Origin of the sequence: Pseudomonas sp. Q1 (genome assembly GCF_009935975.1) — a bacterium.
In the GTDB taxonomy this organism is placed as follows: domain Bacteria; phylum Pseudomonadota; class Gammaproteobacteria; order Pseudomonadales; family Pseudomonadaceae; genus Aquipseudomonas; species Aquipseudomonas palleroniana.
Genome location: NZ_QODI01000009.1, coordinates 236197 through 249234, shown reverse-complemented (window position 1 = coordinate 249234; position 13038 = coordinate 236197). Strand labels below are relative to the sequence as shown.

Sequence of the window (13038 nt, the reverse complement as noted above, 5' to 3'; positions counted from 1 at the left end):
CAAGTCAGAGACCGAGGGGTTTCCTCAAGTGAGCCCTTTTGACATCCGCCTGCCTACTGTCAGAATTGACAGTTCCGACACAACGTCACGCTATATCCGACTAACGGCCGCCTCACAATCCCTCCAATTCCGCCATCAGGTCACTCAACCGATCCACCTTCTCGGCACTGATCTCATTGGCCGCCAACCCGTCGATATATTCAGCCAACTCCGCCACCGTACTGCACTCGAACATCGCCCGCAGCGGCACATCGCGCTGCAAGGTCTTCTGCACCCGCGAGGCAATTTGCGTGGCCAGCAATGAATGCCCGCCCAGTTCGAAGAAGTTGTCCTGCACCCCCACCCGCTCAACCTTGAGGACCTCGGCCCAGATCCCGGCCAGGGTGGTTTCCAGTGCGTTGCGCGGTGCCAGGTAGTCCTGGCTGTGCAGCTGGCCGATGTCCAGCGCCGGCAGGGCCTTGCGGTCGAGTTTGCCGTTGGCGTTGAGCGGCAGGCGGTCGAGCCAGAGCCAGTGCAGCGGCACCATGTATTCCGGCAGTTCGGCGCGCAGGCGCTGCTTGATACGGTCCAGGCGTTCGCTGGGGTTGAGGCTTTCGTCAGCCGCCACCAGATAGCCGACCAGATGCTTGCCGTTGACCCCTTCCTGCACGCCGACGGCCGCGTCGCGCACTTCGGGTTGCTCATGCAGGCGGGCTTCGATTTCACCCAGTTCGATGCGGTAGCCGCGAATTTTCACTTGATGGTCGATACGCCCGACGTACTCCAGCACGCCGTCACTGCGACGGCGCGCCAGGTCGCCGGTGCGGTACAGACGCTCGCCCGGTGCGCCGAAGGGGTTCGGCACGAACACCGGGGCCGTACGCAGCGGATCGCTGACATAACCGCGGCCAACGCCGGTACCGGCCACGCACAACTCACCGACCGCGCCCTGCGGCACCAACTCCAGCGCACCATCCAGAACGTACAAACGATTGTTGTCGGTCGGCGTGCCTATCGGTAGATAGGTGCCACGGGTCGACGCCAGGTCGACGCGGAAAAACGCGACGTCATCCGAACACTCCGCCGGGCCATAGGCGTTCACCAGCCCAATCTCGGGATAACGCTGCAACCACTGGTGCGCCAGCTCCGGTGGCATCGCTTCGCCGGTCGGCAGCATCCAGCGCAGGCCGTCGAGGCTGATGCGATCCTGGGCGAGCATGCCCTGGATCAGTGACGGCACGCTCTCCAGCACTGTGATGCCTTGCGCCTGGACATGCTCCAGCAAACCTTGCGGATCATGGGCCAGCGCGTTCGGCACGATGTCCACCCGTGCGCCAAACAGCGGCGCGGTGAGGAACTGCCATACAGAAATATCGAAGCTTTGCGAGGCGGTTTGGGCGATCACGTCCGCCTCACTCAGTTGCAGATAGGGCACCTTGCTCAATTGGTTATTGAGCATGCCGCGCTGTTCGACCATCACCCCTTTGGGCAGGCCAGTGGAACCTGAGGTGTAGATCACATACGCGAGGTTGTCCGGGCCGCTGTAGACACCTGGGTTTTCTCCACGGCCCGGAACGTCCTCCCATACCAGCAACGCGCAATCGGTGCCCTCCAGCAGTTCGATGGCCAGTTCGCGACACGCCTCGGTGCACACCAGCAGCGGTGTGCGGCTCAAGTCGATAATGCTGCGCAGACGCTGGCCCGGCAGCCCGGGGTCCAGCGGCAGGTAACCGGCACCGGCCTTGAAGCTGCCGATGATCATGCCCAGCAGGTCGAGGCTGCGTTCGGCCAGCAACGCCACCGGTTGATCCAGGCCGACACCCGCCGCGATCAGCGCGTGCCCCAAGCCATTGCCGCGACGGTTCAACTCGGCATAGTTCCAGCGCTGCGCCAGGCAACTGGCGACAATGCGTTGGGGATGGGCTGCCACCTGTTCTTCGAACAGCTCGATATAGCTGCGTTCCAACGGGTAAACCTGCTCGCTCTGGTTGCAGCCTTCCACCAGGAACTCGCGCTCTTGCGCGCCGATCAGGGGCAACTCGGCCATGTCGCCATGGAAGCCCTGCACCAGCGCCAGCAGCAGGCGCTTGAACTCGCCAAGCATGCCTTGCACGGTGCTTTCATCGAAATAACGCTGGTCATAGGACAGGTGCAGACCGAGGTCATCGCCGGGGTAGCACACGGCGGTCAGCGGGAAGTTGGTGTGGGTGCGGCCGGAGTCCGACGTGGCGTTCAGGCTTTGCGCATGGTCGAGCACCGAGACTTCCACCGGGGCGTTTTCGAACACGAACAGGCTGTCGAACAGCGGTTGGCCCTTGGGCAGCTCGCTGTGTTCCTGGATCGTCACCAGCGGCAAGTACTCGTACTCACGCAGTTGCATGTTGCTGTCGAGCAGGCCGGTCAACCATTGGCGCACGCTGCAAGGCTGGTCGTCCTCGGGCAGTTTCACGCGCAACGCAATGCTGTTGATGAACAGGCCGACAGTGCGTTGCATCTCGGGCATTGCCACCGGGCGGCCGGCCACGGTGACGCCGAACAGCACGTCACGCTCACCGCTCAGACGCCGCAACACCAAGGCCCATGCCGCCTGGGCGAAGGTATTGACGGTGAGCTGGTGGGCCTGGGCCAGTTCGCGCAATTGCGCGCCGTCGCGAGCCTCCAGGCGGGTGTAGCAATCGCCGACCACCATGCCGCCGCTGTGGCCCGCGTGTTCACGCAGGAAGGGGCGGTCGCTAGGGATCGGCGTGGTGCGTTCAAACCCCTTAAGGTTCTGCTGCCACCACTGGCGCGCCTGGTTGAGGTTCTGGCGTTGCAGCCAGGCAATGTAGTCGCGGTAGCGCGGTGGCGTCGCCAGTTGCGCGTCGCGGTGCTCGCCCAAGGCCGTATAGATCTCGAAGAAGTCATTCATCAATAGCGAACGGCACCAGGCATCGATGAGGATGTGGTGGTTGCTCATCATGAACCAGTAGTGCGCTTCACCCACGCGGATCAGGCGCAGGTGGAACGGCGCCTGGTTGAGCAGATCGAAACCGGCTTCGCGTTCGGCCTTGAGCAAGGTTTGCAGGCGCGGTTCCTGTTGCTCTTCGGCATCGTGGCTCCAGTCCAGGTATTCAATCGGTGTGCTACCCGGCTTGTGGATCACTTGCAGCATGTCTTCGCCGACGTTCCAGCAGAACGACGCGCGCAAGGCTTCGTGACGGGCGATCACCGCCTGCCAGGCCTGGGCGAAACGCTGCGGGTCCAGGGCGCTGTTGATACGGTAGCGGTCCTGCATGTAGTAGAGACCGGTGCCCGGCTCCAGTAGGGTGTGCAGCAACAGGCCCTCCTGCATCGGCGTCAGCGGGTAGACATCCTCGATGGCGTTGGCTGGCACCGGCAAGCCATCCAGTTGCGCCTGGGTCAGGTGCGCCAGGGGGAAGTCGGACGGCGTGAAGCCACCGGCATCGTCCTTGAGGCAGTGCACGATCAGGCGTTGCAATTCGGCCAGGTAGCCCTCGGCCAATTCGCGGATGGTCTGGCGGTCGTGACGCTCGCGGCTGAAGGTCCAGCGCAGCACCAGTTCCCCGCCATACACCTGGCTGTCGACGCTCAACAGGTTGGGCAGCGGCGCATCCGGGTCATGGGCAACACCTGCCGACTCGTCCAGCGGGTGGAACAGTGCATCGGCACCAAAGCTCTGGTCGAACTGGCCGAGGTAGTTGAAAGTGATCTCGGCGCTCGGCAGCGCAGCCATGGCCTGCTTGCACAGGTCGTCCGCCAGGTAGCGCAGCACGCCGTAACCCAGACCTTTGTGCGGCACACCGCGCAGTTGCTCTTTGATGGCCTTGATCGAAGCACCCGGCTCCTCAAGTGGCGTCAGGCGCAACGGATAGGCACTGGTGAACCAACCGACACTGCGGGTCAGGTCGATCTCATCGAACAGGCTTTCGCGGCCGTGGCCCTCCAGCTGGATCAGCGCCGAGGCGTGGCCGCTCCAGCGGCACAGCACGCGGGCCAGGGCGGTCAGCAACAGGTCGTTGACCTGGGTGCGGTAGGCGCTCGGGGCCTGTTGCAGCAATTGAAGCGTGTGTTCGGCATCCAGACGCACACTGACGGTATCGGCATCGCGATTGCGCAGCGAGCCGTGTGCACGGTCCACCGGCAACCCCACCGCCGGGCCTGCCAGTCGGGCCTGCCAGGTGCCCAGTTCTTCACGCAACGATTCGCTGCCGGCATACGCTTGCAGGCGTGCCGCCCAATCCCTTAGCGCACTGGTCTTGGCCGGCAGGCTGACGGACTGGCCATCGCTCAGTTGGCGATAGACCGTTTGCAGGTCTTCAAGCACGACGCGCCACGACACGCCATCCACCACCAGGTGGTGGATCGCGATCAGCAAGCGTTGTTGACCTTGCGGACCATCCACCAGCAAGGCACGCAGCAGCGGCCCATGGACCAGGTCGAGGCTGCGCTGGGTGTCGGTGAACAGCGCCGTGCATTGGTCCATATCACGCACGTGCGCCTGCATCAGTACGCCGCCTTCGGGCACCGCCAAGTGCTCGGCGTGCCATTGGGCATCGCGCTCGGTGAAGCTCAGGCGCAGGGCATCGTGGTGTTCCAGTACCGCCAACAGCGCTTGCTCCAGGCGGTGCGGATCGAGCAATTGCTGCGGCGCAAGCAACAACGCCTGGTTCCAGTGCTGGCGATTGGGGATATCGGTATCGAAGAACCAGTGCTGGATCGGCGTGAGCCCGGAACTGCCGGTCAATACGCCCTGCTCCGCCTTGACCTGCTGCGAACGCGTAGCGATGGCGGCCAGGGTGCGGACCGTCTGATGCTGGAACAGGTCGCGAGGGCTGAAATGAATGCCCGCCTGCCGCGCACGGCTGACCACCTGGATCGACAGGATCGAATCGCCGCCCAGCTCGAAGAAGTTATCGTCCAGCCCGACCTGTTGCACGTTCAATACCGCGCACCAGATCGCCGCCAGGGTTTGCTCCAGCTCGCTGCGCGGCGCGACATACTGTTGGCGGTTGGCCTCCGGGTCCGGTTGCGGCAAGGCCCGACGGTCGAGCTTGCCATTGGCGGTCAACGGCATGCTGTCGAGCACGATCAGGTGCGCGGGCACCATGTAGTCCGGCAATTGCGCCTTGAGGTGAGCCTTGAGCGCATCACGCAAGCTGGCGTGCTCGGCGTCGCTGACCAGATACGCCACCAGTTGCTTGCCGCTCGGCGAATCCAGCGCCAGCACCACGGCTTCGCGCACGGCTTCGTGTTCCAGCAGGCGGGTTTCGATCTCGCCCAGCTCGATGCGAAAGCCTCGCACCTTGACCTGATGGTCGATACGCCCCAGATACTCCACCTCGCCATCGGCGCGTTGGCGTACCAGGTCACCCGTGCGATACAGGCGGCCACCACGGCCAGCAAACGGATCGGCCACAAACCGCTCCGCCGTCATGCCTGCGCGCTGGTGGTACCCCAGGGCCAGGCCGGCACCGCCGACGTACAACTCGCCCGTCGCACCTTGCGGCACCAGGGCCAGGTCGGCGTCGAGAATGTACGCCAGGCGGTCACCGATGATGCTGCCGATCGGCACACTGCCGGCGCCCGCCTCCAACTGCTGCGGCGCCAGGCTGGCCAGCGGCATCACCACGGTTTCGGTCGGGCCATAGGCGTTGAAGAACACCTGCGGCTGGAAGGCCGCCCGAATGCGCTGCAAATGCTCGCCAGTGAGCGCCTCGCCTCCGGTGATGCACATGCGCACTGGCAAGGTCTGCTGCTGGGTGGCCAACCATTGCGCCAACTGGCTGCCGTAACTCGGCGTGAAGCCCAGGATGTTGATGCGATGGGTGCGGATCAGCGCGCAGATTTCCTCGGCGTCCCACTGGCCCTGGGCGCGCAACACCACCTGTGCACCGCTGAGCAGCGGCACCAGCAGACGCTCGGTGGCGGCGTCGAAGTTGATCGAATAGAAGTGCAGCTCACAGTCATCCGCGCGCATCCCGAAACGCTCGATCACCGCCCGGCAATGCATGGCGATTTCACCATGGCACACCACCACGCCTTTGGGCTTGCCGGTGGAGCCGGAGGTGTAGATCAGGTACGCCTGATGCTGTGGCAGGTTGAGCAATGGCGGCTCGGTCGCCGGATAGTTGGCCAATACCGGCAGATCCTCTTCCAGGCACCAGCACGCCAGCGTGGCCGGCAACTCGCCAAGGGCTTCGAACATCGCCGCATCGCTGAGCAACAGGCCAATGCCGCTGTCTTCGATCATGTAGTGCAAACGGTCGAGCGGGTACTCCGGGTCCAGCGGCACATAGGCGCCGCCGGCCTTGAGAATCGCCAGCAGGCCAATGACCATTTCCAGCGAGCGCGGCAGCGCCAGGCCCACGCGCACCTGTGGGCCGACACCGCGCTCGCGCAGCATCCAGGCCAGGCGATTGGCGCGTTCGTCCAGTTCGCGGTAGCTGAGGGTCACCCCGGCAAAGGTCAACGCGGGCGCATCGCCCCGCTTCGCCGCTTGCTGGCTGAACAGCGTGTGGAGGCATTGGTCGAGACGATGTTCGCCCGCCGCAACGCCCAGGCTGTCCTGCAATGCACGTTGCTCAGCAGCGCTGAGCAGCGGCAGCTCGCTGAGGCGTTGTTGCGGATCGCCGATCAAGGCTTCCAGCAGGTTGCGCCAATGCTCGGCCATGCGTGCGATACGCGGCTCGTCGAACAGGTCGGTGCTGTAGGTCAGGCAGCAACCCAGGCGCTGGTCGAGGTCGGTGACTTCCAGGTTCAAGTCAAACTTGGTGGCGCGGGCATCGTTGGCCAGGTACTCGACGGTCATGCCGGCCAGCTGGCGGCTTTGCTGGAACTCCCAGCGCTGCACGTTGCACATCACCTGGAACAACGGGTTGTACGCCGCGCTACGCGTAGGTTGCAGGGCTTCCACCAGATGGTCGAACGGCAGGTCCTGGTGGGACTGGCCCTCGATCACCGTATGGCGCACCTGCTCGAACAACTCGCCGACACGCATCTGCCCGTCGAGTTGGCAACGCAAGACTTGGGTGTTGAGGAACGCACCGATCAGCCCTTCGCTTTCCGGGCGGATACGGTTGGCCACCGGCGCGCCGATGCGCAGGTCGGTCTGGCCGCTGTAGCGGTAAAGCAGCACGGCCAGGGTGGCGGTCATGGTCATGAACAGGGTCAGGCCGCGCTCGGCATTGAAGGCACGCACGCGGGCGGCCAACGTATCGCTCAGGTCGAAGCGGTACAACTCGCCCTGGTGGCTTTGCACCGGTGGCCGTGGACGGTCGGCGGGCAGTTCGAGCAAGGGGTGCTCATGGCCCAGTTGCGCCGTCCAGTAATCCAGTTGACGCTGGCGCTCACCGGACTCCAGCCACTGGCGCTGCCACACGCTGTAGTCCAGGTATTGCACCGGCAACGGCGCCAGCGGCGAATCGCGCTCGTCGATGAAGGCTTCATAGAGCGCGCTGAGTTCACGGGCGAAGATGTCCATGGCCCAGCCTTCGGTGACGATGTGGTGCAGGGTCAGCACCAGGTAGTGTTCCTGCTCACCGGCCTTGACCAGGCATGCACGCAGCAACGGCCCGGTTTCCAGGTTGAAGGGCGTGTGGGCTTCATGCTCGGCCAGTTGTTGCAGGCGTTGCTGGCAATCGGCTGGAGCGAGTGCCGAGAAATCCCGCCAGTCCATGCGCAGTTCGGTCTGGCGCGAGACCTTCTGATACGCCACGCCATCGACACTCGGGAAGGTGGTGCGCAGGGTTTCATGGCGCATGATCAGGGCTTGCAACGCCGCCTCAAAACGCCCCACATCCAGCACGCCGCGCAGGCGCGCCATGCCGCCGACGTTGTAGGCCGGGCTGTCCGGTTCCATCTGCCAGAGGAACCACATGCGTTGCTGGGAATAGGACAACGGCACCGGCACGCTGCGGTCGACCCGGGCGATGGGGGCTTGCTGGTTGCGATGGCCCGCCGCCTGGATCAGCCCGACCTGCTCGGCGAAAGCACCCAACTCGCTGGCTTCGAACAAGGTGCGCAGCGGCAGTTCGACGTCACACGCCTGGCGGGTGCGGGAAATGATTTGCGTGGCCAGCAACGAATGGCCGCCGAGGGCGAAAAAGTCATCGCGCAGGCCGACACGGGGCAGGCCCAGCACCTCGCGCCAGATCGCTGCGATCTGCTGCTGCAACGGGGTCTCGGGCTCGACATGTTCACGCAGCTGCCACACGGGCTCCGGCAGCGCACGCCGGTCGACTTTGCCGCTGGGGCTCAGCGGCAGGGCATCCAGGCGCATCAGCAGCGCGGGCACCATGTATTCCGGCAGCTCGGCGGCCAGGGCGGTTTTCACGGCCTGCTCGTCCAGCCCGGCCGGGGCGGTGTAGTAACCGATCAGCTTGGCCTCACGCACCAGCACCACGGCCTGGGCAATGCCCTCTTGGGCCAGCAGGCGCGCTTCGATTTCTTCAGGCTCGACACGGAAGCCGCGCAGTTTGACCTGCTGATCAAGACGCCCCAGGTATTCCAGCACACCGTCGGCGCTCCAGCGGGCGCGGTCACCGGTGCGATACAGGCGGGTGCCGTGCTGGTCCGCGACAAAACGCTCAGCCGTCAACCCGGCGCGACCGAGGTAACCCCGCGCCAGGCCGATACCGCCGATGCACAGCTCACCCGGCACACCCAATGGCACCGGGTTGAACTGCTCGTCCAACACGCGGCAGATCACGTTGCCCAAGGGTCGGCCGATCGGCGAGCGCTCGCCGTCTGCCACATCGCAGTGCCAATGGGTGACGTTGATCGCGGTTTCTGTCGGGCCATAACGGTTGTGCAATTGCACGGCCGGCCATTGCGCCAGCACCCGGTTGCGCAGTTCGGCAGACAACGCCTCGCCCCCGGAGAACACGCGACGCAGGCTGGTGCATTCACGCGCCAGGGGCTCGTCGATAAACAGCTGCAACAGCGCCGGCACAAAGTGCAGCGTGGTCACGCCGTGCGCTTGCACCAATTGTGCGATGCGCTGCGGGTCGCGATGTTCGCCGGGGCCGGCCAACACCAGCCGGCAACCGGTGATCAACGGCCAGAAGCATTCCCACACCGACACGTCGAAACTGATCGGCGCCTTTTGCATCAGCACGTCGGTTTCATCCAGGCAATAGGTGGCCTGCATCCACTGCAAGCGCTCGGCCAGGGCCGCATGGGTATTGCCCACGCCTTTGGGCTGGCCGGTAGAGCCGGAGGTGTAGATCACATAGGCGAGGTTGTCGCCGTTGAGGTGCAAGCCCGGCGCCTGGCTCGGCCAGCTGTCGAGGTGCAGGCTGTCCATGGCGATCACGCACACGCCGTCGGCCGCCGGGAGTTGCTCGAGCAAGGCGGTCTGGGTCAGCAGCAGTTCGACGCCGCTGTCGTTGAGCATGTAGGCCAGGCGCTCGGCGGGGTAATCCGGGTCCAGCGGCACATAGGCGCCGCCCGCCTTGATGATCGCCAACAGGCCGATCAGCAACTGCGGCGAACGCTCGGCGGCGATGGCCACGCACACATCCGGGCCAACGCCTTTGTCACGCAGGTAATGCGCCAGGCGGTTGGCCTGGTTGTGCAGTTGGGCGAAGCTCAGGCTGCCGTCCTGCCAGACCAGCGCGGGGTTGTCCGAAGCCTGCTGGCTGAACAACTCGGGCAGCCAGCGGGTGGCCGGCGCGCACGGCGCCTCACTCCAGGGAGCCTGCTCATTGGTGTGCATCAGCGTCAGCTCGCCGATGGCCTGCTGCGGCTGCTCGCACACCGCGTGCAGCAGGTTGATGAAGTGCTCGGCCAGGCGCTGGACGGTGCGGCTTTCGAACAGCTCATCGGCGTAGTCGAACGACAGGCTCAGGCGCCCGTTGCGGTCTTCTTCGCTATGCAGTTGCAGGTCGAACTTGGCTTCGCGACTGTGCCACGGCAACTCATCGGCCAACATCCCCGGCAAGCGGCGCAAAGCGCTCAGGTCACGTTGCTGATGGTTGAACATCACTTGAAACAGCCCTTGCTCACGGGCTTGCGGGAAGGCTTCGAGCAACTGCTCGAAGGGCAGATCCTGATGGGCCTGGGCTCCCAGCATGGTGTCGCGAGTGGCGGCCAACAGCTGATCGAACGGCAGGCGCGCCTCCAGCTCGGCGCGCAGCACCAGGGTGTTGATGAAAAAGCCGATCAAGCCCTGGGTTTCCTGGCGTGGGCGGTTGGCATTCGGCACACCGATACGGATATCGCGCTGGCCGCTGTAGCGGTGCAACAGGCTTTGGAACGCCGCCAGCAACAGCATGAACGGCGTCGACTCATGGGCCTGGGCGGTCTGGCGAATCGCTTCGCTGAGGCCCGCGCTCAGGCGCACGCTATGGCGCGAGGCGCTGTGACGCTGCTGCGCGGAGCGCGGATGGTCGGTGGCCAGGCTCAGGGCCGGGTGCTCCTCGCCCAACTGCGCCCGCCAGTACGCCAGTTGCCGCTGGCCTTCGCCCTCGGCCAACCATTGGCGCTGCCAACTGCCGTAGTCGGCGTATTGCAGGGCCAGCGGCGGTAGTTCCAGGGGTTGGCCCTGAGTGGCGGCGGCATACAAGCGGGAGAATTCGTCGATCAGGATGTTCAGTGACCAACCGTCGGCGATGATGTGGTGCAAGGTCACCAGCAAGTGGTGATCTTCATCGTCCAGGCGCACCAGGGTCACCCGCAGCAGCGGGCCTTTCTCCAGGTCGAACGGCGCGCGCGCCTGGTCTTCACGGATCTGTTGGGCACGGGATTCACGCTCGGCAACCGGCAGGTCGCTGAGGTCGATCCGTTGCAGGTCGAACTCGGTGCTTTTATCGATACGCTGGAACGCCTGGCCGTCACGCTCGTAAAAGCGTGTACGCAGGGCTTCGTGGCGCTGGGCCAGTTGCGCAAAACTGCTGCGCACCGCGTCTTCATCCAGCTCGCCACGCAAGCGCAGCCCACCGGGAATGGTGTAGGCGCTGCTGTGGGGGTCCAACTGCCAGGTGATCCACAGGCGGTTTTGCGCCAGCGATTGAGGCAACTCGTCCTGACGTGACAGAGCGTGAATCGCGCCTTGGGCAACGCCACCGTCCTGTTGCAATTGCGCTACGTCGGCGGCAAACGCCGACAGGGTCGGCGCTTCGAACAGCAGGCGCAGGTTCAGTTCCAGGCCCAGCGCTTCACGCAAGCGCGCCACCACCTGGGTCGCGGTAATGGAGTTGCCGCCGAGCAGAAAGAAATGGTCATCCGCCGCGACCGTGTCGACCTGCAACTGCTCGCACCAGATCGCTGCGATCTGCTGTTGCAGCGCCGACTCCAGCGCCGCATCCCTAGCCTTGGCTTGCACCTCGGGGAACTGCGCATAGCTGTCGAGGCTGCCATCGGCGTGGCGAAGCGCGCACGCCGCACGCTGCAGCTTGCCGCTGGAGGTCTTTGGCAAGGCGCCGGGGTTGAGCAGCAGCACCACGCTCGGGGCTTCCTGGCAGGCCTCGGCCACGGCTTGGCGGATGGCCTTGATCAGCGCCTCGGGCGCCAGGATTTTCTGCACGCTGCGGCTGATTTCGGCGGCGATACCGATGCCCTCCAGGCCCTGATCATGCACCGCAAATGCGGCGACCCGGCCCTTGCGTATGCCTTGCACCTCGCGCTCGAGGGTTTGCTCGATGTCCTGGGGATACAGGTTGTGGCCGCGCACGATCAGCAGATCCTTGAGGCGACCGGTGATGTACACCTCGCCGTCGCGGATAAAGCCTAGGTCGCCGGTGCGCAGCCAGGTACGGCCGGCCTGTTGCACAAACGTCTTGGCGGTGGCTTCGGGGTTGCGCCAGTAACCGTGGGCGATGCTCGGCCCGGTGGCCCAGAGTTCGCCGACGTGGTTATCGGCTAGCGCCTTGAGCGTGTGCGGGTCAGCGATCAGCACCGCATGTTCCGGTTGGCTGGTGCCGCAACTCATGATCGCACTGCCCTGCCCAGGCTCAGCGCGGTTGGCGGCGAGGGCCTGTTCGTCCATGCGCATGGCCGGGATGCCCTGCCCTCGCGTGCCGCCGGCGACAAACAAGGTCGCCTCGGCCAAGCCGTAAGAAGCAAAGAAATGGTTTGAAGAGAAACCGCACGCCGCGAACTTCTCGGCAAAGCGCTCCAAGGTGTCGAGGCGGATCGGCTCGGAACCCGAGTACGCCACGCGCCAGCGGCTCAAATCGAGGCGTTCCAGGGCTGACTCGCTGACCCGCTCGCTGCACAGTCGATAGGCGAAATCCGGCCCGCCACTGATGGTGCCGCCGTATTCGCTGATCGCTTCCAGCCAGCGCAATGGCCGCGCGAGGAAATAGGCCGGCGCCATCAATACACAGGGCACGCCGCTGAAAATCGGTTGCAGCAGCCCACCGATCAGGCCCATGTCGTGGTACAGCGGCAGCCAGCTGACAATCACGTCATCCGGGTTCAGGTCGATACCAAACCCGCGCCGGATCAGCACTTCGTTGGCCACCAGGTTGCCATGGCTGACTTGCACGCCCTTGGGCAGCGCCGTGGAGCCGGAGGTGTATTGCAGGAAGGCGATGTCGTCAGCCTGCAGTTCGGGTTCGATCCAGCCGTCGGCGATCGTGCTATCCAGGTTGTCGACGCTCAACACCGGCGGCGCATTCTCGATCCGGGCCAGGCCATCGGCGAGGCTGGCGATGGTCAGCAGCAGGCGCGGCTCGGCATCCTTGATGATCGACAGCAAGCGTTCCTGGTGATGCCGGCGCGTGGACTCCGGCGGGTAGGCCGGCACCGCGATCACCCCGGCGTACAGGCAACCGAAGAACGCCGCGACGTAATCCGGGCCGCTGGGGAACAACAGCACCGCACGTTCACCCAGTGCCGCATTGGCTTGCAAGGCGGCGGCGATGGTGCGGGCACGTTGGTCCAGGTCACGGTAACTGAGCACTACGTTGTGCTCGGCGGATTCGGCGAGGAAGCGCAGGGCGACCTGGTCCGGGGTCTGCGCGGCGCGACGTTGAAGGGACTGGACCAGGGTGCGGGGAAGTTCGAAGGCGTCCATCATGGGGTTCCTGCCTGAAATCGGCTTACGGGAAAATCGAA

The 13038-nt window shown here is 64.8% G+C and carries 1 protein-coding gene; it reads right to left on the bottom strand.

All coding sequences use genetic code 11. The features are described from left to right. Window positions 1-112: 112 nt before the first annotated feature. On the bottom strand, window positions 113-13000 hold the full coding sequence (locus DK870_RS16445; RefSeq protein WP_161549145.1) for a non-ribosomal peptide synthetase: 12888 nt from the start codon (window positions 12998-13000) through the stop codon (window positions 113-115). Between the last annotated feature and the right edge of the window lie 38 nt (window positions 13001-13038).